Origin of the sequence: Sporosarcina ureae, assembly GCF_002109325.1 — a bacterium.
In the GTDB taxonomy this organism is placed as follows: domain Bacteria; phylum Bacillota; class Bacilli; order Bacillales_A; family Planococcaceae; genus Sporosarcina; species Sporosarcina ureae_C.
On sequence record NZ_CP015348.1, the window covers coordinates 666697 to 692606 of the forward strand.

At 39.6% G+C, this 25910-nt stretch carries 24 protein-coding genes; 5 read left to right on the forward strand and 19 right to left on the reverse strand.

Annotation, left to right across the window (positions count from 1 at the left end):
• Nucleotides 1–23: 23 nt before the first annotated feature.
• A complete protein-coding gene (locus SporoP32a_RS03310) occupies nt 24–503 on the reverse strand; it encodes a PaaI family thioesterase (RefSeq protein WP_085426621.1) in 480 nt (159 codons plus the stop codon).
• A gap of 166 nt (nt 504–669) precedes the next feature.
• Here SporoP32a_RS03310 and SporoP32a_RS03315 point away from each other — a divergent pair, with 166 nt between their 5' ends.
• Nucleotides 670–1122 (forward strand): hypothetical protein, encoded by a 453-nt coding sequence (locus tag SporoP32a_RS03315; RefSeq protein WP_085426622.1) that lies wholly within the window; start codon nt 670–672, stop codon nt 1120–1122.
• An 80-nt stretch (nt 1123–1202) separates the two neighbouring features.
• Nucleotides 1203–3014 carry an oligoendopeptidase F gene (gene pepF / locus SporoP32a_RS03320; RefSeq protein ID WP_198166215.1) on the forward strand — a complete coding sequence of 604 codons (1812 nt, stop codon included), beginning with the start codon at nt 1203–1205 and terminating at the stop codon, nt 3012–3014.
• 61 nt (nt 3015–3075) lie between these two features.
• Here pepF and SporoP32a_RS03325 read toward each other — a convergent pair whose 3' ends face one another.
• Together SporoP32a_RS03325 and SporoP32a_RS03330 are read right to left on the reverse strand one after the other, a co-directional pair.
• Complete coding sequence (locus SporoP32a_RS03325) at nt 3076–4092, reverse strand: LLM class flavin-dependent oxidoreductase (protein ID WP_085426623.1); 1017 nt, start codon at nt 4090–4092, stop codon at nt 3076–3078.
• Nucleotides 4089–4457, reverse strand: a complete 369-nt coding sequence (locus SporoP32a_RS03330) for a winged helix-turn-helix transcriptional regulator (protein WP_085426624.1) — start codon at nt 4455–4457, stop codon at nt 4089–4091. Before SporoP32a_RS03330 ends, SporoP32a_RS03325 begins: the two co-directional genes overlap by 4 nt.
• A 132-nt stretch (nt 4458–4589) precedes the next feature.
• Between SporoP32a_RS03330 and SporoP32a_RS03335 the strand changes: the two genes are divergently transcribed.
• Nucleotides 4590–5216, forward strand: coding sequence for a nitroreductase family protein (locus tag SporoP32a_RS03335; protein ID WP_085426625.1), 627 nt, complete (start codon nt 4590–4592; stop codon nt 5214–5216).
• Nucleotides 5217–5726: 510 nt separating this feature from the next.
• Here the strand turns inward: SporoP32a_RS03335 and thiD are convergent.
• The 3 genes from thiD to SporoP32a_RS03350 form a co-directional block, all read right to left on the reverse strand.
• Nucleotides 5727–6554 carry a bifunctional hydroxymethylpyrimidine kinase/phosphomethylpyrimidine kinase gene (thiD, locus tag SporoP32a_RS03340; RefSeq protein WP_085426626.1) on the reverse strand — a complete coding sequence of 276 codons (828 nt, stop codon included), beginning with the start codon at nt 6552–6554 and terminating at the stop codon, nt 5727–5729.
• A 183-nt stretch (nt 6555–6737) separates the two neighbouring features.
• Nucleotides 6738–8084 carry a dihydrolipoyl dehydrogenase family protein gene (locus SporoP32a_RS03345; RefSeq protein ID WP_085426627.1) on the reverse strand — a complete coding sequence of 449 codons (1347 nt, stop codon included), beginning with the start codon at nt 8082–8084 and terminating at the stop codon, nt 6738–6740.
• A gap of 184 nt (nt 8085–8268) precedes the next feature.
• Nucleotides 8269–8646 carry a rhodanese-like domain-containing protein gene (locus SporoP32a_RS03350; RefSeq protein WP_085426628.1) on the reverse strand — a complete coding sequence of 126 codons (378 nt, stop codon included), beginning with the start codon at nt 8644–8646 and terminating at the stop codon, nt 8269–8271.
• A 188-nt stretch (nt 8647–8834) separates the two neighbouring features.
• On the opposite strand from SporoP32a_RS03350, the gene SporoP32a_RS03355 reads away from it, so the two are divergent.
• On the forward strand, nt 8835–10337 hold the full coding sequence (locus tag SporoP32a_RS03355) for an MDR family MFS transporter (RefSeq protein WP_085426629.1): 1503 nt from the start codon (nt 8835–8837) through the stop codon (nt 10335–10337).
• Nucleotides 10338–10562: 225 nt separating this feature from the next.
• Here the strand turns inward: SporoP32a_RS03355 and SporoP32a_RS03360 are convergent, their stop codons facing one another.
• From SporoP32a_RS03360 to SporoP32a_RS03420, 13 genes are all read right to left on the reverse strand, one after another.
• Nucleotides 10563–11606 carry an IS30 family transposase gene (locus SporoP32a_RS03360; protein WP_420542311.1) on the reverse strand — a complete coding sequence of 348 codons (1044 nt, stop codon included), beginning with the start codon at nt 11604–11606 and terminating at the stop codon, nt 10563–10565.
• A 187-nt stretch (nt 11607–11793) separates the two neighbouring features.
• Nucleotides 11794–12174, reverse strand: a complete 381-nt coding sequence (locus tag SporoP32a_RS03365) for a DUF3887 domain-containing protein (protein ID WP_085426631.1) — start codon at nt 12172–12174, stop codon at nt 11794–11796.
• Entirely contained in the window at nt 12174–12845 is a 672-nt protein-coding gene (locus tag SporoP32a_RS03370; RefSeq protein WP_085426632.1) for a YhfC family glutamic-type intramembrane protease, read from the reverse strand. The genes SporoP32a_RS03365 and SporoP32a_RS03370 overlap by 1 nt, the downstream gene beginning before the upstream one ends.
• Nucleotides 12846–12919: 74 nt before the next feature.
• On the reverse strand, nt 12920–13318 hold the full coding sequence (locus tag SporoP32a_RS03375) for a hypothetical protein (RefSeq protein WP_085426633.1): 399 nt from the start codon (nt 13316–13318) through the stop codon (nt 12920–12922).
• 11 nt (nt 13319–13329) lie between these two features.
• Entirely contained in the window at nt 13330–13734 is a 405-nt protein-coding gene (locus SporoP32a_RS03380) for a hypothetical protein (protein ID WP_085426634.1), read from the reverse strand.
• Nucleotides 13735–13848: 114 nt separating this feature from the next.
• Nucleotides 13849–15114 (reverse strand): D-alanyl-D-alanine carboxypeptidase family protein, encoded by a 1266-nt coding sequence (locus tag SporoP32a_RS03385; RefSeq protein WP_085426635.1) that lies wholly within the window; start codon nt 15112–15114, stop codon nt 13849–13851.
• 180 nt (nt 15115–15294) lie between these two features.
• Nucleotides 15295–16359 carry a GGDEF domain-containing protein gene (locus SporoP32a_RS03390; protein WP_085426636.1) on the reverse strand — a complete coding sequence of 355 codons (1065 nt, stop codon included), beginning with the start codon at nt 16357–16359 and terminating at the stop codon, nt 15295–15297.
• A 135-nt stretch (nt 16360–16494) separates the two neighbouring features.
• Nucleotides 16495–17088: a class I SAM-dependent methyltransferase gene (locus tag SporoP32a_RS03395; protein WP_085426637.1), complete on the reverse strand. Its 594-nt coding sequence runs from the start codon at nt 17086–17088 to the stop codon at nt 16495–16497.
• Nucleotides 17089–17178: 90 nt separating this feature from the next.
• The gene (locus tag SporoP32a_RS03400; RefSeq protein WP_085426638.1) at nt 17179–17505 is read right to left on the reverse strand and encodes a monothiol bacilliredoxin BrxC family protein; all 327 of its coding nucleotides are present in this window, start codon (nt 17503–17505) and stop codon (nt 17179–17181) included.
• A gap of 166 nt (nt 17506–17671) precedes the next feature.
• On the reverse strand, nt 17672–17896 hold the full coding sequence (locus SporoP32a_RS03405) for a small, acid-soluble spore protein tlp (RefSeq protein ID WP_335696120.1): 225 nt from the start codon (nt 17894–17896) through the stop codon (nt 17672–17674).
• 85 nt (nt 17897–17981) lie between these two features.
• Entirely contained in the window at nt 17982–19991 is a 2010-nt protein-coding gene (locus SporoP32a_RS03410) for an acyltransferase family protein (RefSeq protein ID WP_085426640.1), read from the reverse strand.
• Between the two features lie 169 nt (nt 19992–20160).
• Nucleotides 20161–23340: a hypothetical protein gene (locus SporoP32a_RS03415; RefSeq protein ID WP_085426641.1), complete on the reverse strand. Its 3180-nt coding sequence runs from the start codon at nt 23338–23340 to the stop codon at nt 20161–20163.
• Between the two features lie 344 nt (nt 23341–23684).
• Complete coding sequence (locus SporoP32a_RS03420; protein WP_085426642.1) at nt 23685–24212, reverse strand: D-glycero-alpha-D-manno-heptose-1,7-bisphosphate 7-phosphatase; 528 nt, start codon at nt 24210–24212, stop codon at nt 23685–23687.
• 214 nt (nt 24213–24426) lie between these two features.
• Between SporoP32a_RS03420 and SporoP32a_RS03425 the strand changes: the two genes are divergently transcribed.
• Nucleotides 24427–25836, forward strand: a complete 1410-nt coding sequence (locus tag SporoP32a_RS03425) for an MDR family MFS transporter (RefSeq protein ID WP_085426643.1) — start codon at nt 24427–24429, stop codon at nt 25834–25836.
• Nucleotides 25837–25910 lie beyond the last annotated feature (74 nt).

A 25910-nucleotide genomic window follows, 5' to 3' on the forward strand; every position in this document is an offset into this window, starting at 1 on the left:
CACACCTTATCTAGTTGTCTATTTTACTTCGTGAATGTAGCAGGCATGACAACCCCTACTACTTCTCCAGTGGCACATAGTTCATCGCCTGCGAAAATTTCTACTGCGACCTTCCACTTCTTCGGGTGAATCTCCGTGACGTTCCCAACAGCCTTTAATACTACTCCTTGTGGTGTCGGCTTACTATATGTAATCTGCAAGGAAGCTGTCACAAAGCGTGGAGGAACAGATCCATCACCTGGTTCATGACCATTTTTCCGGTGTAATGCGAGCGCGCAAGACCCCGTACTATGGCAATCCAAAAATGAAGCTAGAAATCCTCCGTACACAAATCCTGGTATGGCAGTATATTTTTCTGGCGGTAAAGAATAGGTAGCCGTCTGATTGCCTTCCCAACCTGTTCGGAAATGATTTCCTTCCTCATTGAGACTCCCACAACCATAACACCATGAAAAGTCATCCGCATAATCGTCCTGGACTGCATGTGTAACATATTCTTTCATAGTTAGTACCTCCCTTTCAGATGAGTCTCTCTATTATACATTCCGAATATTGAAATATCGAGCCAAAACGAAATAACTATCATTACACTGATAGTTATGTGCGTATCTTCACTACTACATTCATATACTAGTGAGAAACGTTATTTTGCGGAAGGAGGGAATTCTAATGAAAATACGTGGTGTGATATTGGCACTGCTAGTGGCTGGAGGATTTTATGTCATGATTCAGACAATTGATGAAGCTTCCTCCCATCCTTTTGAGCGACTACAAGACCAACAGCTAAATGGTTTAAATCCTTACTCTTCAATCACTTTTCGGCAACCTGGCTCTCAAGCACGACATGCCGTTACTTGGAAAGTAGACGAAGCTGAAGAAATAGACCGATTGCTATCATTTCTCCAAGCATATGATTATGAGAGAATAGATCCGGACACACTGCAATTGTTTGACGATCAATCGCTCTTCACAATTGATTTACAAGACGAGACTGGAAATCGAATGACCATTCTAATTGAAGAAGGAGTTTTAATCCATAATGATCGCCTATACTACGAAGTTGTCAATGGTCCTATGCAAGTAGATTGGCTAATGGATTTTATCATTTCCAATAAACCATAACTTTGTACTCTGAACATTCATTGTATTATACTAGTAATTAATTCGGCAACCGAATAATCGATTTGAAGGAGAGATTCACATTGGTGAAAAGCTTACCTAAACGCGCCCAAGTAAACGAACAAGAAACTTGGAATTTACACATTCTATTTGAAAACGAGCAAGATTATCAGAAAGCCTTAGCAGATGCAAAAGAAGAAGCGGCTGCTTTCGAGAAAAATTTTAAAGGGACCGTTACAGATGCAAACTCCGCTATTCAAGCATTAGATGCATATCGCAGTCTACAGGAGAAACTCACCAAAATCTCGAGTTATGCTGAGTTGACAGCAAGTGTCGATTTAACAAATGATGATTCGCAGATGAGAGAAAGTAAATTTGGTTCAATCGCTGCGAAAATCGGTAGCCAAACTGCATTCATAATGAGTGAATTAACGGAGCTTTCTGAGCAAACGTTACAGCAAGCGAGTGAACAATCAAAAGGGTATGCCAGCTTATTCGATAAGATAATTCGGGAAAAACCGCATCAACTACATCCCGAGGTAGAGAAAACACTCGCTGCATTCTCTTCTTCTTTCCAGGCACCGTATTCATTGTATAATACGACGAAAATGGCGGATATTAACTTCCCTGATTTCACTTCAGACGGAAAAGCTTATCCTTTAAGCTATGTATTATTCGAAGGGAAATGGGAGTCTGAACCGAAGACGCCAGTAAGACGTGCAGCCTTTAAAACATTCAGTGATACATTGCGCAAATATCAACATACAACTGCCAAAACCTATGATATGCATGTACAGATGGAAAAAACGACTTCTGACTTACGTGGTTATGACTCTGTTATTGATTATTTATTGATGGAACAAGACGTAGATCGTTCCATGTACAATCGCCAAATTGATGTAATCATGGAAGAACTAGCACCCCATATGCGCAAGTATGCGAAACTTCTTCAGAACATCTACGGTCTGGATGAAATGACATTTGCAGACTTAAAAATGCCAGTAGATCCATTATATGAACCTTCAATTACAGTCGAAGAATCTAAAAAATATATGAATGATGCCCTTTCTGTTATGGGTGAAAATTATCTTGATATGGTGAACCGTGCCTATTCAGAACGCCGGATTGATTTTGCGCAAAATGAAGGAAAATCTACAGGTGCATTTTGTGCAAGCCCTTACGGCAGTGGCTCATTCATATTGATTTCGTGGACAGGCAGCATGGAAGATGTCTTTGTACTGGCTCATGAATTAGGCCATGCCGGACATTTCAATTATGCCAATGAAGCACAAAATCTGTTTAACTCACAATCGTCACTGTACTTCATCGAAGCTCCTTCAACTATGAATGAAATGCTGATGGCTAATCATTTATTGAAGAATTCCAATGACCCGAAATTTAAGCGTTGGGTACTATCTTCTATCGTAGCCAGAACGTATTACCATAATTTCGTTACGCATCTGCTTGAAGCCGCGTTCCAGCGTAAAGTGTACGAACTTGTGGATGCAGGCGGCAATGTCAATGCCACTATTTTGAATGATTTGAAACGTGGCGTACTTGAAGAATTCTGGGGAGACAGCGTGAGAATAAATGAAGGTGCAGAATTGACATGGATGCGTCAACCACATTATTACATGGGCTTGTACCCGTACACATACAGTGCTGGATTAACGATTTCTACTGAGATGGCAAAACGCGTATTGCAAGAGGGAGAACCAGCTGTTGAAGATTGGCTAAACACTTTACGTGCAGGCGGTTCAAAGAAACCAGCGGAACTCGCAAAAATGGCGGGAATCGATATCACGACAGACAAACCATTGCGCGATACGATCTCTTATATCGGTGGATTAATCGATGAAATCGAGAAGCTGACTGAAGAAATTGAAGCACAATAAGTTAGATAAATAAAAGCATCCGCTTTGCAGGTTTTACTCCTGTAAAGCAGATGCTTTTCTATTATTTCATTATTTCGCTTAGGATTTCATATGAACGAAGTCGGTCTTCATGATTGAATATACCTGAACTGATAATCAATTCATTCGCTTTCGTCATATCTACGAACTCTTCCAATTTACGTTTTACTGTTTCAGGACTACCAATAATAACAGATGGTGATTGACTTTGCTGCGCTACCGCTTCTTGTTCAAACGGCGACCACTGCGCATCAATATCATCAATCGGTGGTTGGAACTGGATCATTTTACCTTGACGGATATTCAAGAATTGCTGTTGCATAGATGTAGCCAGATACTGGGCTTTTTCGTCAGTATCCGCAGCAATCAAGTTTACGCCCATCATGGCATGTGGCTTCTGAAGATCTTTCGAAGCCCGGAAATTTTGATGGTAGATTTGCAATGCTTGCATCATAAATTGTGGCGCAAAGTGGCTGGCGAATGAAAATGGCAAGCCAAGTTCTGCCGACAATTGAGCACTAAAGCCACTTGAACCAAGCAACCAAATAGGAACATCCTGCCCTGCACCTGGAAATGCACGAACACGGTCAGTTGGATTACCTTCAAAGTACATACGCAACTCTTCCACTTGTTGAGGGAAATCTTCTCCACCGCTTTGTAACGTGCGACGAAGTGCATAGGCTGTTGCCTGGTCGCTACCCGGCGCACGGCCTAATCCCAAATCAATACGGCCTGGATACATCGCGTCTAGTGTACCAAACTGCTCTGCAATTACTAATGGCGCATGGTTTGGCAACATGACGCCACCAGATCCCACTCGAATTTCCTTGGTCATTTGCGCTACATGTCCAATGATAATCGATGTAGCGGAACTTGCAACGCCGGGCATATTATGATGCTCTGCCAACCAGTAACGATTGAATCCCCAATCTTCTGCATGTTGCGCAAGATCCACACTGTTTTTGAACGATTGCCCTGCATGGCTACCTTCATTGATCATGGCTAAATCTAATATGGATAACGGAACGTCGTTAAATAGTTTCGCGTTTTCTCTAATCAATTCATTCTCTCCTTCTGACAGCCACCATTTTTCTTAACCCACTCAAAAATGGCCTGAATAATACCTTCTAATTCTTTACCTTTTGCAGTAAGCTCATACTCTACTTTTCTAACCGTTGGATCGGATTGATTTTTGATGACCAAACCATGCGCTTCCAACTCACGCAATCTCTCCGTTAGAAGACGATCTGATATTCCTTCGATCTCCGCCGATAACTCAAAGAACCTTTTGGGTCCATCTAATAAATGATAAATGATAATTCCCATCCAACGCTTACCGATAAACTCGATTGTATTGTGGAAACTATCGCAACTTTTTTGACCTTTAGGATTTACCGACTGAACAAACTCTTCATTTTTCTTCATTAGCAAAACCCCAATCCTGTACTTCCTTCACTTTATCACATTCATGTTTGACAAACAAGCTTACTAATAGTAATCTTGAAATTAACTTACTAATAGTAAGTAAAATAACATTATTAAGAGGAGTTTTATATTATGTCCCAACATTACGATGAGTTATTGGAAGTTATGCATGCACGCAAATCTGTTAGAAAGTTTGATGCGAACTATACAATCGATAAAGAAGATATTACGACTATGCTGGATGAGGCAACTTCTGCGCCATCTTCGAGTAACTTGCAGCCATGGCGTTTTCTAGTTATACAAGATCAAGAGTTGAAGAAGAAAATCAATCGTTTTTCATTTAATCAAGAACAAATCGAAACCGCGTCGGCTATTATCGCGGTGATCGGTGATACGGAAATGTATCATAATATTGATGAGATTTATCTTTCGAATTTAGCTGCAGGAAATATAGATGAGGAGCATGTGCAGATTCAAATTAATAATGCCAAGGCGGCTTATCCGAACGCACCACTTGAGGCGAGACGCAATATTGCGACGTTTGACGCGGGTCTAGTTTCGATGCAGTTGATGTTGATTGCGAAGGCTAGGGGGTATGATACGGTGCCGATGGGTGGATTTGATAAGCAACAGTTTGCGGAGTCGTTCGAGCTTGAGTCTCGCTACGAGCCACTTGTGCTGATCGCGCTAGGCAAAGCCGCTTCACCTGCTTACGGCTCTACTCGACTGCCAATTGATGCGATTACTACTTATATGTAAAATATAGGAAGTTAAGAAGAGCGAAAGGCAGTGTGTAGGGGTGGGGATTTCCGTTCCGAGCGGACGCTTTCCTGCGGGCATGGCTTGAGCCTCCTCGTTCGCTACGCTTCCTGCGGGGTCTCAAGGCTCATGCTATTCCCGCGGGAGTCGCCGCTCTGCACTCCAATCCCTTGCAATACGAGTGGGATATACTTTTTATTACGCATTAAAGTAAGTGTTGTAATAAATTTTGAACTTTGATACTTGAATCTAAATAAGTTAAGACAAAATAATAATTCACAAACTACCTACCGTGAGTGATCTAAGTACCTCCTCTACAAGAGGTAGGGTGGAAGCTCCAGTTGGCGGCGACTGGGAAAGCGTCCGCCAACTGGAGCTTTCATCCCGAACCACTCACAAACTCACTCACTCTAACAAGCACTTGCTTTTAAACTTAAACTATACAAAAGAGGATGTCCTAGAAGTGTTACTACTTCCTAGACATCCTTTCATTTGTATGGCTTTCTGAAATCATTCTTGTTCAATCGTTACCTTACAACTTGTCTCATCATACTTACCATAAGCCGCATGATAGGTTGGACCGACTCCTGCTTTAAAGGTTAGGGAGTGGCGAATGCCGGCTGTGATGAACTTTTTCGCCTCAATTACGGCATCTTGCACTGTTTGTCCCTTTGCCAGACCCGCTGTAATAGCTGCAGAGTAACTGCAACCCGCTCCATTCGTATTGATCGTATCAATTCTTGGCGCTTCAAGTAGATAGAACTGTTTTCCATCGTACAACACATCCACTGCAGGTCCTTCCAACCTGCCGCCTTTAACTAAGACGAACTTCGGTCCCATTTCAAACAAGCGTCGTGCGGCTTCTTTTAAATCGTTGACCGATTTTAGCTCCATACCCCCTAATAAATAAGAAGCTTCTGGCATATTCGGTGTAATAATCGTTGCAAGAGGAATCAATTGCTTCTGCATTGCTTCCATTGCATCGTCTTTCAACAGTGCCGAGCCCATTTTTCCAATCATTACTGGATCTACTACGATATTTTGAATTGCGGACTGCTTGATCCACTCCACCACATTGACAATAATCTCTTTAGTGAACAACATACCCGTCTTCATCGCATCGACACCGATATCTTCATGTATTGTTACTAATTGCGCTTCAATCGCTTCCCAAGATTGAGGGAATATGCCTTGACCCGTTCGAGGGTTTCTCGCAACAATCGCTGTAACGGCTGTTGTACCGAATACATCAAACTCCTGGAACGTTTTCAAATCTGCTTGGATTCCTGCTCCTCCACGTGCAGCAGAACCAGCGATAGTTAATGCGCGTTTGATCATCGTTCATTCCTCCTGTCTACTATGTAATACATCTAGATATCTCTTAATTATCTACGTCATTGTACAGGATAACGTGGCTTGGTTATAAGAGTCAATTTCATTGTCTTTCACATGATCAGAATATACTTCCCTTAATTAAAAATTCCCTATCCAGCAGTAGGATAGGGAAAAGTCTTGATACCATTACAGCATATACGAAATATCAGAAGCTACTGTTGGATATGCGAATGGCATCTTCTTTAATTCTTCGACAGGAATTTGGAAACGAATCGCTAGGGCAAAATGGTTAATTAGTTCATCCGCTTCCCCACTCAATAGGTGGGCGCCGAGCACGACATCTTTCTCTTGATCGATAATTACTTTAAATGCCGCTGCCCCTTCGTTCGTTCGTCTATATGTGAACCACTCCGTTGCATCTTGTGACTTTACGAACACTTTCAAACCGGACTCTTTTGCCTCTTGTTCGCTCATTCCGACTGATGCTAACTTTGGAACAGTGAATACAACAGAAGGAACTACTGGATAATCTGCTGTCTTATTATTCCCGTTGAGAAGATTCGAAGCCACTACATGTGATTCAATCGTCGCAACAGGCGTTAACGGAGGTGCGTCGCTTGAAGCCACATCACCCGCTGCGTATACATTAGGGTTACTAACACTTTGCATATATTCATTAACGCATACACCTTGTTTATCCCACTTCACATTTCCTTTTTCCAAGTCCATGTCTAGTGCAGGTACGCGACCTGCTCCATGTACAACAAGATCCGCTTTCCATTCTACTTCACGATCTTCTTGTTCTCCTTTAACCACAAATGCATTACCACATTTCTCAATTCCGTTTACAGGTGTATTAAGATGTACATGCACACCTACTTCCTTGGAACGTTTAATCAGCATTTTCACCAAATCTTGATCAAAGTTTTTTAAAGCCTTTTCACTTCTATGCAAAATATGCACTTCAGATCCTGCCCTTGCAGCAACATGTGCAAATTCGAATGAAATAAATCCGCCACCTATAAATACGATACGTTTTGGAAGTGTATCCAGTTCCATAAACTCATCACTCATCGTCAGATATTCTTCACCTTCTATATCCATTTTCATAGGTTCTGCACCTGTAGCAATAAGAATCTTTTTCCCTTTCAATACATCTGAACAGACTTTTAATTCCGTTTCACTTTGAAAAACTGCCTTGCCATGATACATATCAATTCCTAGTTTTCCATACTTCTCTTCTGTATCTTCAGGTATCGTTTGAGTAAACGTTCGTTTGAATTCCATTAATTCTGACCAATTAATTTTGCTATCTTCTTCGATACCTTTTCCGTGCATACGTTTATTCCAATCTATTAATTCAGCTGCTCCTACCAATACTTTCTTCGGATCGCAACCTCGCTGAGAACAGGTCCCCCCAAAGGGCCGGTCATCGATAATCGCAACGCTCCAGCCTTCTTTCTTACATTTTATTGCCGCAAGGGACCCTGCATTTCCGGTTCCGACCACTAGCAAATCATATTCTTTCACCATACTCTATCTCCTCCACCTTTACCTGCTATCGCAATTTTCTATTCTGTTATCAAATACCCTCTATTGTCCTTTATGACACGTGGAATCAATTATTCATTTTACTTCAAGCTATTTTGTAGCTTACATACTGTACAAGCAATATACAAAACAATCGATAGCTAGTAGGCAGTCGATTGTTTTCTCTTTATTCTACTTCACCCTGCCAAGTTGACATGCCTTCTGAAACATTGATTACATCATACCCTTCGTCGAATAAAATCTCACTTGCCGTCTTCGAACGGCTTCCACTTCGGCAAACGACGACATACTTCTGGTCTTTATCCAAACCAGTTCTATCACCAGTTTGTATTTGTGATAAAGGCATATTAATTGCCCCTATAATATGCCCGTCTTCAAATTCATCTATTTCTCTTACATCCAATACTATATCGCCTTCCTTTTGCAAGGTTTCAATATCCTTCAAATCTACTGTTTGATAGACTTCTTCTTTCTTACCTTCATTTGTCGTACCGCAAGCTGCTAATACTAAAACGGTTACGATTAACCATAATATTTTTTTCATAACTTCACCTCTATACGATTTTCTTCTATTGTATTTCAATGATGTTATAACGCAAAAAATGATGACTAGAACACTTAACAGTTTTTTGATTTGAGGAACATATTAATCATGCACTGAGAGAATAATACTGCTAAAATTAAGTAGCTCATATATTCTTATGAAGTGCAGGCGTTAAAGGAGTGGAATAAATGGATGATAAGAAAACGCTGCGTTTAGTTCTAGCTGGTATCTTGCTCGGTATTTTAATGTCCGCGATGGATAATACCATTGTCGCAACTGCACTCGGGTCAATTCTAGGTGATTTAGGTGGAGTCGATAGTTATATATGGATTACTTCTGCTTACGCAGTAGCTGTACTTGCCGGGATGCCGATTTTTGGTAAGTTATCAGATATGTATGGCCGCAAAAGATTTTTCATGTTTGGTATTATTGTTTTTATGATTGGTTCAGCACTATGCGGTGTTGCACAATCCGTGCCACAGTTAGCTGTTTTTCGTGCTATTCAAGGAATTGGCGGAGGCGCTTTACTTCCCATCGCGTTCACTATTGTATTTGACGTATTCCCTCCAGAAAAACGTGGCAAAATGACAGGTATTCTAGGTGCAGTCTTTGGAGCATCCAGTGTCATCGGTCCATTACTTGGTGCTTGGATTACGGAGTCTATTAGTTGGCATTGGGTATTCTATGTCAATATTCCCATTGGACTCGTTTCCTTATTTCTAATTTATCGCTTTTATAAAGAAGCAACTGAACCTTCCAAGCAAGCTATTGATTGGCTCGGTGCGATTACACTAGTCACTGCCATTGTCAGTTTGATGTTTGGACTTGAATTTGGCGGTAAACAATTTGCGTGGTCCTCTTGGCAAAGCATTACATTATTTAGTCTATTTACGGTATTTTTCATTATATTTTTAGTAGCAGAGACGAAAGCGAAAGAACCGATTATCTCATTTTGGATGTTCAAAAGCCGTCTTTTCGCCTCTTCACAAGTCTTAGCACTTCTTTACGGTGCTACTTTCATAGGTTTAACAATCTTCATTCCTCTTTTCGTGCAAGCTGTATATGGTGGCTCCGCAACGAATGCCGGAATTATCCTTATGCCGATGTTACTTGGATCGGTCGTCGGAAGTGCGCTGGGCGGTATCTTACAGACTAAAACGAGTTATCGAAAAATCATGGTTATTTCCGTAATTGCCTATTCGATCGGAATGCTATTGATGAGTACGATTACCCCTGATACTTCTCGTTCCATCCTATCTTTCTATATGATGTTTGTTGGATTTGGTGTCGGATTTTCCTTCTCACTTTTACCAGCTGCCACTGTGCACAATATGGATTTCCGATTCAGAGGTTCAGCCAACTCAACAAATGCTTTTTTCCGATCATTAGGATTGGCACTGGGCATCACGATCTTCGGAGCAATCCAAACCAAATTATTGGCAAGTGAATTGGCATCCGGTTTTGCTAAACTCCCTAACGGAGACAATAGTGCCGTGGGTAGTATACAAAACGCTTTTTTACCTGAAGTCCGCAAAACCATTCCAGAAGATATATTGAATGTCATGACAAATGCTATGTCTAATTCTATTTCTACGACATTTCTATGGGCACTCATTCCGGTTGCCATTTCTATACTAGCCGTATTCTATATGGGGCCAGAACGATTGATCATACCAAATCAAAAGAAATAGTAAATGGTCAATAATAAATCGATACATCGTTATCGGATGAGCATTGTCAGCGTCAACTTCATTCCATCCATGTTCATACAATTCTTTTTTCGGAAAGATTCTCTCTAGGTTTTGCACAAAAAATTTAATCCTAAATTGCAATATTAAATTAGCCACTTAGATAAAATCCAGTGTATGTATGAAGGGGAATGTGATCCCTCAATTAACGGGTTAGTTTTGGAAATACTATGCTAACCTAGCCAACTCTTCTTCAAACAAAACGGATGGCTGTCGATAGTTCAAAATCTTCCTAGGCAACTGATTCAGTGTCTGATAAATACGTTGAATAGACTCTGTAGAGTAATCAGAAATTGCTTTTCCTTTGGGAATATATCGTCTGAGCAGACCATTGTGTCGCTCGTTAGATCCTCTTTCATACGGTGCATATGGACGAGCGAAATAGACGTCAGTAACACCTTGAAGACTCTTTGTCAGATTAGAAAACTCGCTGCCGTTATCCGACGTAATCGTTTTGAATACTTGAGAAAACAGCTCACCAAAATCCTGTCGTAACTGGTTGATCGCAAAGTCCACCGAATCATGATCTTGATCATCTAGGAGGATGGCATAATAGTTTCTCGTTTTACGTTCAACGAGCGTCAATAATGCGTTGTCATCAGACTTCTGTCCTTCTACCGTATCAATTTCCCAATGACCGAATTCTTGACGATCTTCAATTTCAACGGGACGTTCAGCGATGCTCATGCCCAAAATACGACGGTTTCTTCGGATGTGTTTCACTTTGGTGTTCCGTCTCAGTTTCATCGGCAAGTCTATATTTCGAACGCGTAATACGTCTAAATCAATGTAGTTATACAGGGTTTTCGTGGACACAGTAGGTCGGTCTTTCCACTCTTCTTGAAGGCTTGTAAACCCGACGACTGCGTCTGGTGACCAGTCCTGATCTAGGATTTTATCACACGCGAAATTGACAAATTCATTGGCCATAAGCAGCTTACTTTTTGCGCCGCACTGAAGTCGATTTCGTTCATATATCGCCTGTCCCGTTTCAGCGAAATAGGCTGTATAGGATGTGCGTCCAGTTTTGAGTTGGATTGTGGTTCCACGCTTTAATTCATTCGCGATGGTTTGATGAACGCGTCCTAAGCGTCTACCGATCTCTCGGTTGGTATGTCCATCCTTGTGAAGCGCCTCGATTTGACCGCGCTCAAAAGCTGACAGGTGTTTATTTTTACGGTTTTGTATGGTACTCTCAAGTTGTGCCACTATAAAACTTCCTCTCATTGTTAGTCTCGCAACTTCAATGATACACGAATTTTATAGTGGCATTTTTTTGTTTGGATTTAGGTGGCTAACTTGATTGTACAATTGGCCCAAAAAATTTAATTGAACAAAATCCATAAAAAAAGCTCTAACGAGAATGTACTTTATCTCGTTAGGGCTTTTATAGTGGTATTTATTTCACAAAAAATCCTGCGATTTGTTGCTGGTCATCAAACGTAATCGTATAGACACGTTTATCTTCTTTATATTCAGCAGCAATCGACGCTACAAAATACTGCTCTTTTTTTGCAACAGACTCTTTTTCGAAATTGACAAACTCCCCTGATTCTTTCACAATATCTGATACTTCCTTTAGTTGCTCCACAGATAAAGAATCCTTCATCGTGGCATCAAACATTTCACGCATATCATCAAATTTTTCTTCATTCAATAACGTGATGGCTTCTTTCGATTTTTCTATGTACTGAGCAGCCTCAGATTCATCTACTGTGTTTTTACCACATGCAGCAAGCAATAAAACGACTGCCATAGTCAATAGGACAAGTTTTTTCATTACCAGACTTCCCTCCTTTTACTATAGATTCCGTAGCTAATGACGCTAACCGCCACGAATGCAAGAATACTCTCTATTGATACTACCACATACTCTTGCGGAATAAATACAGGCAAAATTCCAATCATTGAGTCAATCGCTGTATGTATGGCAATAGCAATCACCAGATAGGAAAGACGTTTCTGTTTTATGCCGCGCAGGACGATAATTGACAGTCCTATATGCAGCAGCATAGCAAAGAATCGCTCTACACCCGCTAAAGCAAGCATTCCGCTACCTGCTGTAAATGGATACACTGAGAGCATAGGAATGCCGACAAGTATCAGCGCTTCAATACCACCATGCCCTGCTCCAAATAAAAATCCTGATAGCCAGTCCCTTTGCTTCATCAAATACCGCATAGCAAGATAGCGTGCTCCTTCTTCAAATAGCGCAGCGGAGAATCCAAGCACGATAGCGTACTGTATGGGATGTACACTACTAAAAAACAAAAAGTCTATACTGTTCTTTTCCACGTATTGTAAAAGTGGGATGCGTATGAGCAACTGGGATACAGTAAACGCTAGAACACCTAGGAAGAAAGGGATCCATCGTTTTTTAAGGATTGCATATATAACGAATGACAATGGTAAAACAATAGCTATAATGATTGTGAAAATCCAGCCTGTCATTCCGTCATCACTCCTTTACCCCCATTATATTGATACCCCTAGTCTATCAATATCCTTTTAGTTTGGGAATGATCTTATTGGAAATGAACTACTATCTCCAGTAAGTCCATTGCTGATTGCACTTCGGAAAGTTCATAGACCACAGAACCTTTCGCCCAAATCGCATAATGATTTTCACTTGTTGCATCCAACCGAATCGATCCATGTTGTTTCGGGATAGGAAGACGGTGAGTTTCCAAGTAGTCTACAGCTTTTCTACCTAAGTCTACTCCTTTTTCTGGCTGTTCAATTGATGTATGTGTGGCAAGCGACCATCTACCCTCATTCCAACTCGTCCATAAGTTTCCGACACCTGCATCTTGATAACCCGTAATATCATGACCGAGATCCACTTCTTCACCTCCAACTTTTGCGTAATCTTCAAACGCAACTTTAGTTTCTGCTTGCCCTTCTTGATCTTTATAATCATTCACTAGTAAAGTCGCTAGTTTTTCTTTTTTGTATGCCCGTCAAATAATGCTGCATTATTTATTGGAACTGGTTCATCCGTAACAAAAAAGGTGATTTGATACGTTGTGGACTCGGAACTTGTAGTAGCTGTTAGATGTTGGTCCGTTGTAATCGGTAATTTATCAGGCAACACTATGTCAAAGTTTGTAGTAGAAATTTGATCCTTTATGGCCGAGAGTACTTCCTCTTGTGTCAAATCGTCTATCTGTTCAGATGCTATTTGCTCTCCATTTGATTCCTGATCTTGAACAGTAAGTGTTTCTCCTTCTGATTTCGAGGGTTGTTCAATAGAAGTTTTTTCTGTTTCTGTTTCAGCAGAGCACGCACTCAATAAACCGAGTGATAAAATGACATTGCTTATATAGATTCTTTTTTTCATTATATTCAGCTCCTTTCACATGTTTTTCCCGCTATACTACTAGATAATCTTAAAAGAATGCAAAGAATCTACCAGAACATATAGTCCATGAACTGATAGAGTACTTCTGTATAACTATTCCCTTAATCCTACATACTCTTCTATAGTGTTTTGTTTTACATATATCTCTTTAGCGAGTGCCAATCCAACATAGCGGTAATGCCAAGATTCATGCATATAGCCCGTAATGTCTTCTTTTCCTTTAGGATACCGCATGACAAAACCATATCGGTATGCATTTGTTGCCAGCCATTTCCCAGCCTTGGTTGAACCAAATGACGCATTCGCCCAATGTCTCGGAGCATTCGCTTCACCGATATCAAATGCAAGTCCTGATTGATGTTCAGAATACCCGGGTCTGGCACTATAACGGTCAGCTGCTTTTGTTCCGTCTCGTTTTACATATTTTGTGTATAAATTCGTTTGATAATCAAATGAACGATACGTGCTAAATGCAGTTAATTTGATGCCTGACTTCTTCGCATCAGCAGCCATCTTCGTAAATTGTGCACGTGCAGTCCGGTCTTCGCCAGGCGCATAGTTCTTCGGCAAAGGATACTGCTTGTTGACAAGTAAAACTCCTTTTATATAGATAGGTTTCTCTGGCAGTAGCTGGCCTTCAATATATTTATCTGCAGGCAAGAAAATGGTAGGTTTTACGCGTGGATCCACCCGTGAGATAGCCTGTAGCTTTACTTTATTTACGACTGCAGAATTACTTCCAGCCGGCAATTTATCCTGGAGAACAGTTGGTGCTACTTCCTTTTTGTTCTGCTGATCTAGTCGATGGAAGAATAATACGGCCTGTGCCCGGGTCAAACGATTTTTAGCTCCATACTTCTCGAGTAATGTATTAGCATGTGGAACTTGTCCAACTGTAATCTGCTCGTCGAATAAATACTGTATGGATTTCTCCAGTTGATAAGCTTGGCCGTTCACGTACGAAATGACTTGTGCCAAAACTCCTCGAGTCACGGGTTTATTCCGGTAACTTCTATCCTCATAGCCGACTAAAGGTACTTTAAATCTTGCTAATGCTTCATATATACTGTTCGACCATATTTTATTATCATGGGCTATATATAGTGCACTTTCATCTTGAATTACCTTGTAGTAACGCGTAAGAATCGCAGCGAAATGGGCTTCTGTGAGCCAGCTATTTGGCCGGAAGGTATGATCTTCGAAACCACCGACCAATCCTTTTGAATAAGCCCATTCGATAGAGTCAGCAGATGGGTACGATTGAATGTCCGTAAATTCATGTGCGTGCACTTCTTTTACTGTGAAATTTAACATAAAGCCTAACAAACAAATAGTGAGGATCGATGTGATTTTTTTCATTAGTATGATCTCCTTTAATGTAAAAACAGCTGTTCATAAAGTCCGTTTTGAATGACTTCATGAACAGCTGAGTTCTCAGTGTTATTCTTTGACTAACTTGACTGAACTCGCTTTGATAACCGTTTTAGAGTAACAATATGTAACTGCCTGATAGAATTCCCCTATCACCTATATCAATCATTAAACGATCATTTGATTCCGTCCTTGATCTTTTGCTATGTAAAGTTTGCGATCTGCTTCTTTTATTGCATCATGTATTGAAGTTCCAGTAGGCCAGGATGCTATTCCAATAGAAACAGTTATCGGTATAGCTTGATTTAGTCCCACTTCAAAATGTGTGTGACGAATATTTTCTTGAATTTCTGCTACTGTCTGAGTGATACTATCTTTATCCTCTATACAGATCCACAATAAAAATTCTTCCCCACCGTATCGCGCGGCTTGCAATGTATCTTTTTCAAACGACTTAAGTATCTCTGATAACTCTATTAGAGTATCGTCGCCTGCGGCATGACCGTATTCATCATTCAACTCCTTGAAATGATCTACGTCAATCATCACCATAAAGTGATGCGTATTCTTTTCATTCATTTTGTGTTTAATCTCTGCACGTCGAATGCATTCTTGACGGGTAAGTAGTTTAGTCAATTGATCATGCGTGGCGAGAAATTCCAGCTGTTGCTTCATAATAAGTCGACCGTTTTCAATTTCGATAACTGTATAGTAGATAAATGTGGCAAGTAAAAATGACGAAAACCGTAAAAAGCCAATCTGTTTGAGTATCTCTAGCCCGTCATACGGATAGAATATAAGAGGTATATCGGATATAAACCAACAGATAGTAATCAATACGAATATATCCCAGACTTTTTTACGATTCCCAATTATTCGCATGTATACTAAAGCAAATATAGTCGGGAGCGACATACCAAATACAATTCCTGGAATGGCCCCGTCTCCTCCAAGAAAATAACGCCATATACAAGCAATAACTAACACAGGCATCGTTATATGCCATCCACTAAATATTGCGAGCATAATGAGCGGAATTAAACGTAAATCCAGGCGGTAATTACTAAATTGAATGGGTAAGTAGAACATAGAAATTACTGTGATCGACATCAATATCACTATGTAAAACTGGAGCCGACGTCTGGAAAATCGTTCCCGATAACCGAGTAACGTTGTGACTGCCAAATGACTAAGCAAAATGACGGCTAAATTGGATAATATTGATTGAATCATTATTGTCTTGCTCCTTTAATTATGTAGCTAACAAAAGTCAGATGAATAGTAGTTAAGTAGAACTATACATGATAAAGGGTTCTAATTTCTACTACATCCGTTAAATAGGAGATGTTTTATAGACGACACCAATGATTATTTTTGGTTTGTACTTTGTATAGACAAAAACAAGCCCGCGTATAATGATTCCACACTTTCTACAGAAATCCCGGAATTGACTATTGTCGAAAGGGTATTACGGTTTAATTGACAACCATCGCACACTTTTTGCCAAAATGGATTTAATAGATCTTGTGTTTTGGCCAGAACTGGTTGTTTCATTTTGACATGCTCAAAAAATAAAATTGTACTACCTGGTTTGCTAACACGCTGAATTTCTTTCAAGGCTAGAATTGGATCTGGTATTGTACAAAATACTAATGTCGCGATCACCGTGTCAAATGAATTGTCAGGAAAAGGCAATGATTCCGCTTTTGCTTCATATAAAGTAATAGGCACACTGGCATTTCTACCTCGGCTTACTGCCAAGCGACTCATTTGAGGATTCGGTTCAATTGCGGCCACGTGATTCGCCTGTTGATAATAAGGAAAATTGATACCCGTTCCAGAACCAATTTCTAATACGTTTCCTTGTGCATTACGGATTAACTCCGTTCGAACTCTTTTAAATCTAGTCATTTCTAAAGGCTTCATAGCCACGTCATAGATTCTAGGAAATAAACTTGCCATTAGTAGAACTCCTTTTGTCGCTTCATAATTATTCATCAGACATTGCGTAGTTGTGGTTATCTGAATGTCTAAAGATATTCCCCCAAAATATCAGACGTATTCTTTTATTGCATCCACTAAAATCTGTTCTTTGATTTGATAATGCGTGGCTTGCCAGATGCCTCGTTTATCTTTCACTATCAATAATTGAGGAACTTCGTGAGGAACACCTAGATCCGATTCAATAGTAGCGGATAGTTTCTTACTTATTTGGGTGATGACGATATATATTGGAAGTTCTGTACGCAGTCCATCCAACTCCTTTTTAGCCGCTAAACTGCTGATAGATGTCATACTAGATTTAAATAACAAGAACGGTTGTGTATCCGACCCTTCTAGCAACTCACGCCATTCGTCGATTTTTTTAATTCTTTTCATCTTGCATTCTCTCCTTAAATGAAAAAACTATGAAATATAGTAGATACTTCTATTCTATACAGCGTTCGATGTGCATTCCTCTTTTTTGCTTATGTACATTAAGCATTATAATCAGAAAAATCCTCACTTTTATAAGTGAGGATTATACATATTCTATGTGAAAAGCTTATAAATAACCATTGATTCGTGACTTGTCTTCTTCAATTATTTCTTCCTTTAAAGCCTCGATACTTTCCGCTCTGCGTTCATTTTTCTTTTGGATTTGCTTGAACTCTTCCCCTTCAGCAAACTTCATCGCGTCTTCTGCGGCCTCCATATTGCTGATGGTTTTATTCAATCGTTTTTTATTATCTGCAGGGTCATTCGGTTTTGGATACTTGTTCGCCATCATATGCACTCCCTTATATATATTTGGGTAATCTACGATAGCTTTTCCTACTTCCTTTGAATTATGCAGAATTTAAATCAACAATCCATTATTTACGTAGATCAGATGTATCCAGACTGTCGAATGCTTGCTGCAAAGGCTCTTTCAATGCAGGGGCAAGAGTTTTAGAATATTCTGCAGTAATGTGGTTATCATCACGATAGACGATAATATTACCGATTACAGGTGAACAAGTTGTTTCATCGCAAAATGAATCTGTAAGGTCTGCGAAGAATACATTCGAAGGAATTCCCTCTGTCACTTTCCACGGATCTTCTTTCGCAATAGCTTCATCCCGTGGTACAGAACACTCCAAAGGATCATCAGCTTGTTCTAGACAGACAGGGATAATAGTCTTCATACGTGGATTATCACGAATAGCAAAAACGGTAGTGATTCCTTCAAGTCTCTTCCACTGATTAATGAACCCTCTCGGTACTTTTGGACGTTTATTCACTGTAGACGTCGTAAAAACAAGGTCAGGTGGATCTTTAATTAGCATATCTATTAAATTCTTATTCCACGGAATACATGCTTCTGTTAAGTTTCCTTTACTATCTTCGTCTGTAAACCGACATCCGTCATGGCTATATAAATCGATTTTAAAATTCATTTCTTTTGATAGCTCAATCAATGCGGGAAACCAGTGTCCAGAGTGTGAGCCGCCTACAAGTGCCACAGTAAAATCATAGTCTCTTAATACGCCATAAGAACATTTTCTAACCTCTATAAGATTGGCTGACTGGCATTCTAAATCTTTATAAAATGACGGTAGATCTGTTTTGATTTCCACTGGTGAAGGAATGGGTTCAACTTCAGGTATATTTTTTAATTGATAAAAATTCACCTCCGCACCTGGATAATCTTTAATTTCTACTACGTCCGAGCTGGCTGTTGCTTTCTCGATATAAGCCGAAATAGAAAATATCGAGCTACAAGCAAGCACTAACATCATAGTCAGCACGAAGACCAGTTTCCCTTTCTGCTGGTTTCTACCTATTTTCTGAACAGGCTTCTCCAATAACTTAGTAGAAATCATAGATAAACCAAACGTTATAATGACGAGCAGAATGCCGTCTACGATCGGAACGGTTTCCACTTCCATGTAGGACCGATAGAAAATCAACAATGGCCAATGCCATAAATACACACCATATGAAAGACTACCTAAATAAATCAGCGGTTTTGTCGCCAAAAATCGGTTGACTCCATATACGGTAATGCTTTCAGAAGCAATTAAAATAAGTAATGCGCCACTAATAGGTAGTAACGCCAAGTAACCAGGGAAAACTGTAGAAACTGGTAGTATGACTCCTGTTAAACAGATGATTAGTAGACCGAACCATCCTAGTACCACACTAAGTCTTTTATTGAATACTAAGTACGGAGAGAGTAACGCAAAAATACCGCCGATACTGAACTCCCACATTCTTGTGAATGTATTGAAGTACGCAAAAGGCTGATTAACGTTTGTTTGATAGATTGAGAAGATCATCGACAAAAAACATACGATAATAAGTGATCCTAGTAGTGTTTTATAAACAGGCGTCTTCAAAACTTTACGTGCGATATAATATGTACTAGATAGTATGATAGGCCATAGAAGATAGAATTGTCCTTGAACACTTAAAGACCAAAAATGTTGAAATGGACTAGCCAAATTATCTTTCGCTAAATAATCAACAGAATCAAACGCCAGTCGCCAATTTTCAAAATAAAACGTAGAGGCCATCATATGCGAAATGATTTCTCCCCATTCAAACTGAGGAAGAAATATCACTGCCATAATTCCAGTAAAAATCACGACGACGATTGCTTGCGGAAATAATCTCCTTGTTAAATTCAGAAAATAATCGATGAAATTCACTGAACCTGTGCGTTCTATCCGCGATAATATAGAAAGTGTCATCAAATAACCGGAAATGATAAAGAATACATCAATTCCTCCCGAAACCCTTCCTAACCATATATGGTAAATCACGATTAATAACGTAGCAATTGTTCGTATCCCTTCTATTTCAGGACGAAATCTCTTGTTCGGTAATAATAGATCTTTCATTTACTTCCCCCATCTGAAAAATCTTCTTCAATTTAGTTCATTGATTACTATATCACAAATTCATTCTGGTTTTTACTTCTATTTACAATGAAAATAAGCGGCTACACATCAATAAAACACAAAGAAAAACAGAAGCGACGAAAGGCTTCTGTTTCTTCTTTATCCTGAATCATTTCACTTTAAATGCGTCTTGTAAGTAATAATAGGACTTCTTCAATCGCTCCTCATACATCGGTACTTGCCAGTTATCCCATGTGTAACTCTTTAAGGCATCTACTTTCATACGATCTACTCGTGGGAATGAATCAAGTACTTCTCCGTCAGCAGAAGTTAGAACGGCTCCGATGAAAATTTCATCTACGATCGTACTTGTTCGTCTTCCATCTTCCAATAAATTCTCAGTGAATTCTTTTCTGCTTGGATCTTGTGCTTGTAGCAGCATCCAAGGAATTCTCAACTCCAGCATGCCGTCTTTTATATGGTAATCAGCAAGTGAATCATACGTTTTAGATTCTGGATCTCCATTGCCTTCTCGCAATTTACCCGTTTCATAGGAGCTGAATGGAATCGTACGTTTTTCGTTTTCCACATAGTATTCCCCATTGAGCGCATAGTGCATTGGAATAAACTGATCAGTTCGGTCTTTCATTGTTTGGTCGGGCACGTATCCAACATCTTCCCCATAGTCATGATGGAATAAATCATAATGCGGATCAATCAACATACGAGATTTTCCACCATTGATTTTCGCAATAAATTCTAAGCCATTTGTAAATTGTATATCATTTATTCGACTAGCTCTACTGTTTCCACGATTCGGTACAGTATCGAAAACGATATTAAGAGCGTCCATTTCACTTACTTCAGACTCCTTATAATCCATTCGTATATATAAGAATGTCTCATCATGGTCGATGTACATCTTTTCCAATGGTCCTTTTTGGCTTTCATATAACGGTTCACCGGTCCAATCCTCTTCGTAACCTGCTACTTTGATTTTCAAAGGTTCAAAACTGACTAGACCAAATCTCTGTTCATTTGTTTGTGTGTTGGACCAGTATGGACGTCGATCAGGATTATCATATTCTGCAGTGTTCCATGTTCGTTTGAACCACTCATCTTGCCAAGAGAATACCAAGGCCCCCATCATGTTCTCATGTAAAATATCTTCATATAAGTGAGTCAAGATTTCTCCTTGCTGTTCCTCGGATATAAAGCCTTGGTTCCAGCCAAATGGATTATTATGCGCTTTTCCACGTGAAGCTGGAATACCAAATTCAGATATCAGAATAGGTATACGATGTGCTTCATGTAAATCTTTCAGATAACCTGCATAGTTATTTTTCTGTCCTCTGAAATCTATAAACTCACGATACTTCTTCTCATAATTCAAGAAGTCGGGATAGTATGGATACACGTGATACGATGCAAATTGTCCCGGCTTGTTCATTTCGTTCTTTGTATAGATTAAGTTCGGATTAACTGACACTATATCTTCCTTGCCCGATGAATCGGAGGGGTGTGTGAGCAGATCCGTAGTGACCCAGTTGACGAAGCTCATTGGGCGGATTTGTTGATAGCTTTTCACTTCATGAGAGACTAAAACATCCATTTGTTCAGCTAACCAGTATTCAAATGCCGCGGCACCTTTAGTTTCAAAATAGGTCCCTTGATATTCCCCTAGATTGGGATGAATCTTATTCGTGTTTTCCACCATAAACGGATACCATTCGATACCGATCATCCAAGCCGTCACCCACTGTGAAATGTCTGAATCATAAACACCCGAGGCATGGCCAGGACGTGGCTTCACATCAGCGTTCCCATGAATAACATCTACTAGTTGAATCATTTCCTTTTGAAAATCTTCCAAATTCTCTTTTTCAAATGCATTTAGAGATTCTTCAAGATTTTCTTCATTAATCCAGACACCATGCATGACATAAATCGGGTCATCATGGATGTCATTATACGCCTTTAGTGCATGATAAAAACCTGGAGGATGGAGTGTATACACACGAATCGTATTCGCATTCATCTCACCGATAGCTTCAAACCACCTATAGTATTCTTCTTCTGTAATAGCAGCTTCACCAGGAAATGCTCCCGGCTTCCCCATTCCAATATTGACACCTTTAACAATCATCGGTGTCCACTTACCATCTTGTAGAACCTCTAGATATTTTCCATTCATTCGAGAATTCATCTGGATTCCATCTCTTTTTGGCTCTTCTGAAACTTCCTCTTCTACTTGTCCAAATTTCGTCAACACGCCCTGCATCATAGGAACATAAGCAGCCCAGAAAAAAGTCTTATCTGTTGATCTCTGAAGTGTTTTATAGACGTTCGCAATACCTTTTACTTGATATATGCTAGGAACGTCAGTCATATTATTGAATTTCCCTGCCAAATAGAAGCTTTCTGAAACACCCGATGTATTACGAATTACAGCATCAAATTTAGTTGGAATACCCTTCTCCACTAATTTTTTTGTACCTTTAGTTGTAAGATCCCACTCATATGTAGCTAGTGTTTCCCCTTTTTCAGCTGTTACGATATCGAACCATGCGTGAAATGGATGTGAACCCGAAACATTCAAACGTTCTTGAGCTAGATCGTTAAATTGTATATGAATCCCTTCACCAGAAACCTCTTGATCTTGCTGTAATCCAAGTACCTCTCCTGTACTATCATTTACTAGTAGAAATCCAGGGCCGCTAGAATTCCATGTAGTTTGTGGCTCTGAAAAAACTTTCTGTACTTCTTCGTTTTTTTCTGGATCTAGTTCATCTACATAAATACCTTTCCAACCAGAGAACGTCATACCTAAACGATCAGCTACACGCGTCCGTACTTTTTCACTAGTAGGTGCAGAAAAGGAATCAAACTCTGCTATAAACATCGATGGCTGTTTTGTATTGAGACGCTTTAACATACGCTGCCATTCTACTTCACTAAGACCACCATGTGTTTTTTCATATACAGCAAGCAAAGGATCCATATCATTCTGTTCAATTTCGTCAGTATTGGCTGTATTGGCTAAATAAATAATATCCGTTTTTAAATAGTCTTCTGGCAATGGACGTAATTCGGAAATACCTTTGCCTTCAACATTCGTGAATCCCCCATAATAATCACGTGCAGGGTCAAAAGGTTTATTATGTGTGGTTTGCACTTTCATATAATTTAAGGTCCAATTAATTCCTAAATGTTCTGAATAGGAATCTTCGACTGCAGACTTATCTATAATGGCTATTTTCAGAGGTTGAGCACTCTTTAATAACCATAATCCTACAGGAATCACTAATATAAATGCACTAATCAACATAAAATTCACTAACTTTTTCATAAGTCTTCTCTCCCTCAACTATTACATTTTCATTTATTGTTGCTTAGTAAGGGTGATTTTCAACGAAAGCCAACGAATTTCACCAAATAAAAAGGGTCCATAGTATCATTAATTCAATTCATTTTATCAATTATAACATAATGTAAAACTTTATCACTATATTTCTTCCATAACGTACTATTGAAAATCTAGTATATTTTTAATTCAAAGGGTAGTTCAGATGATTTTAGGGTATTGTATTAAATGCTGAGCCAATGGTCTGAATAAATTTCGATTCCATTATTTTAACGAGTACACCACTTCTACATACATAAAAAAGAGTTGAAATATTGCTCCAACTCTTTTCATCTTTCTATATTATCGATAATCCACGGCGTAGCTTGGAGCAAATTTGGAAACACGGCGTCAGCTAACGGATCAGCAGTGCCAAGAAAAACGGTTTTTGTACCTGCATGCTTACCAGCCATAATATCTGTATCCGTATCCCCTACCATGTAAGATGATGACAAGTCCACTTGGTATTTCTCTGCCAAATCAACGATCAACTTACTGTTAGGCTTACGGCAATCACAACCTGATTTAGGTTTATGCGGACAGTACGCGACTTCCTGAATGTGAGCGTCTTCTTTAGCCAATTCCGATTGCATATGAGTATGAATAGCTTGTAACTTAGATTCTTTCATGTAACCAAGTCCCACACCACCTTGGTTGGTCACAACGAAAATGTAATCGAACACTTCATTCAACCGCTTAATCGCCTCTGGTACACCAGGTAAAAAATAGAGTTGATTTGGCTCGTTGACAAACTTCACACGGCTAGTAAGCACTTCATTAATGACACCGTCCCGATCCAGAAATACGGCTTTTTTCATAACGTATTCGCTCCTTAAAATTTCCTTAATGCGTAGCATATCCTTTTAGCATCTTTTTAAACACTAGGCCTATTCATCCAGTATCTTCAGCGAATCAGTTAGGCAATATCATTGAGGTCTATGATAATAACAACTAATATAGCATGTATGTTAAATTTATAACGAATGCCGAATTACTTTGTGGCAACAACTAATTATGGGGTGATGCATAGACATGGTAAACTCACAAACATTTAATTTTAAAAAGAATCTTCCTCTGCTGATTGTTTTATTGTCGGGTGCTTTCATAACGATTCTCAACCAAACCCTTCTAGCTACTGCCTTACCGCCTATTATGAAGGATCTCAATATTGGGGAAAGTACGGTCCAATGGTTACAATCGATCTTCATGCTTGTGAACGGAATTATGATACCCATTACAGCTTTTTTAATCGGGAAATTCACGACTCGACGATTATTTCTTACTGCGATGAGTATATTCGCGTTAGGAACACTCGTGGCTGCAGTTTCACCCAATTTTTCAGTGCTATTAATAGGACGTGTCTTGCAAGGTGCTGGCGCGGGTATTATGATGCCACTTCTGCAAACTATATTGTTTCTACTCTTTCCAATTGAACAACGTGGTAAAGCGATGGGATATTTCGGTCTAGTGATTGCATTTGCACCCGCTATAGGACCAACTTTATCTGGTTATCTCGTGGATCAATTCCCTTGGCGCAGCGTTTTCTACGTAGTATTACCATTTGCCCTCTTTAATATTATCGCAGCGTATTTCTTACTTAAAAACGTAACGAAAACAACTGATCCTAAAATGGACTATTTATCCGTTGTGCTATCTACATTTGGTTTTGGTGGTCTTCTCTACGGTTTCAGTATTGCAGGTACGACTAGCTGGTTACACGCAAATGTCTTGATCTCACTCATTGTCGGTGCTATTTCGTTAGTCTGGTTCATTCTTAGACAATTGAATTTGAAAGAGCCTATTCTTGAGTTTAGGGTCTTTAAGTATGGCGTATTTACGATGGCAACTAGTCTCGGCATGATCGTATTTGCTTCGATGATTGGTACAACGGTTATCTTGCCATTATTTATGCAGACGATGCTTGGATTTAGTGCGTTCCATTCTGGTTTGATGCTATTGCCAGGTGCGATCGTCATGGGTGTCATGAACCCTGTTACCGGTACATTGTTTGATAAATATGGCGCAAAGTGGTTACTACTCACCGGTTTTGTTATTCTCACCATCACAACATTCGTTTTCGCTAACTTAACTGAAGAAACAACGTTTGCTTATCTGGCTACATTGAATGCTGTTCGAATGTTCGGTATTTCTATGGTGATGATGCCTTCGACTACACTTGGTTTGAATGAATTGCCGAATCGTTTAATTTCTCATGGTACAGCGATGAACAATACGTTCCGCCAAATGTCAGGCTCAATCGGTACTGCTGTACTCGTTACGGTTATGGTGACAACTGAAATTAACAACGGTACGGTTGCGGGTCAAATACATGGCGTGAATATGTCCTTCTTCGTTGCTGGTTGGATTTCAGTTGTAGGTTTAATTTTAGCTATTTTGATTAAAGATCCGAGGAAAAGAAATAAAGAAGTAAAAGCCTCATAGACAAAATTTCTGTCTCTCAGAGTATTAAACAGTTCTGTTCACTGGTACAAAATTAAATGAAATAACTAAAAAGC

Bases quoted from the DNA above. Each gene is read 5' to 3' on its own strand.
- SporoP32a_RS03310 (WP_085426621.1), bottom strand. From the start codon at position 503: ATGAAAGAATATGTTACACATGCAGTCCAGGACGATTATGCGGATGAC.
- SporoP32a_RS03315 (WP_085426622.1), top strand. From the start codon at position 670: ATGAAAATACGTGGTGTGATATTGGCACTGCTAGTGGCTGGAGGATTT.
- SporoP32a_RS03330 (WP_085426624.1), bottom strand. From the start codon at position 4,457: ATGAAGAAAAATGAAGAGTTTGTTCAGTCGGTAAATCCTAAAGGTCAA.
- SporoP32a_RS03335 (WP_085426625.1), top strand. From the start codon at position 4,590: ATGTCCCAACATTACGATGAGTTATTGGAAGTTATGCATGCACGCAAA.
- thiD (WP_085426626.1), bottom strand. From the start codon at position 6,554: ATGATCAAACGCGCATTAACTATCGCTGGTTCTGCTGCACGTGGAGGA.
- SporoP32a_RS03345 (WP_085426627.1), bottom strand. From the start codon at position 8,084: ATGGTGAAAGAATATGATTTGCTAGTGGTCGGAACCGGAAATGCAGGG.
- SporoP32a_RS03350 (WP_085426628.1), bottom strand. From the start codon at position 8,646: ATGAAAAAAATATTATGGTTAATCGTAACCGTTTTAGTATTAGCAGCT.
- SporoP32a_RS03355 (WP_085426629.1), top strand. From the start codon at position 8,835: ATGGATGATAAGAAAACGCTGCGTTTAGTTCTAGCTGGTATCTTGCTC.
- SporoP32a_RS03365 (WP_085426631.1), bottom strand. From the start codon at position 12,174: ATGAAAAAACTTGTCCTATTGACTATGGCAGTCGTTTTATTGCTTGCT.
- SporoP32a_RS03370 (WP_085426632.1), bottom strand. From the start codon at position 12,845: ATGACAGGCTGGATTTTCACAATCATTATAGCTATTGTTTTACCATTG.
- SporoP32a_RS03380 (WP_085426634.1), bottom strand. From the start codon at position 13,734: ATGAAAAAAAGAATCTATATAAGCAATGTCATTTTATCACTCGGTTTA.
- SporoP32a_RS03385 (WP_085426635.1), bottom strand. From the start codon at position 15,114: ATGAAAAAAATCACATCGATCCTCACTATTTGTTTGTTAGGCTTTATG.
- SporoP32a_RS03390 (WP_085426636.1), bottom strand. From the start codon at position 16,359: ATGATTCAATCAATATTATCCAATTTAGCCGTCATTTTGCTTAGTCAT.
- SporoP32a_RS03395 (WP_085426637.1), bottom strand. From the start codon at position 17,088: ATGGCAAGTTTATTTCCTAGAATCTATGACGTGGCTATGAAGCCTTTA.
- SporoP32a_RS03400 (WP_085426638.1), bottom strand. From the start codon at position 17,505: ATGAAAAGAATTAAAAAAATCGACGAATGGCGTGAGTTGCTAGAAGGG.
- SporoP32a_RS03405 (WP_335696120.1), bottom strand. From the start codon at position 17,896: ATGATGGCGAACAAGTATCCAAAACCGAATGACCCTGCAGATAATAAA.
- SporoP32a_RS03410 (WP_085426640.1), bottom strand. From the start codon at position 19,991: ATGAAAGATCTATTATTACCGAACAAGAGATTTCGTCCTGAAATAGAA.
- SporoP32a_RS03415 (WP_085426641.1), bottom strand. From the start codon at position 23,340: ATGAAAAAGTTAGTGAATTTTATGTTGATTAGTGCATTTATATTAGTG.
- SporoP32a_RS03420 (WP_085426642.1), bottom strand. From the start codon at position 24,212: ATGAAAAAAGCCGTATTTCTGGATCGGGACGGTGTCATTAATGAAGTG.
- SporoP32a_RS03425 (WP_085426643.1), top strand. From the start codon at position 24,427: ATGGTAAACTCACAAACATTTAATTTTAAAAAGAATCTTCCTCTGCTG.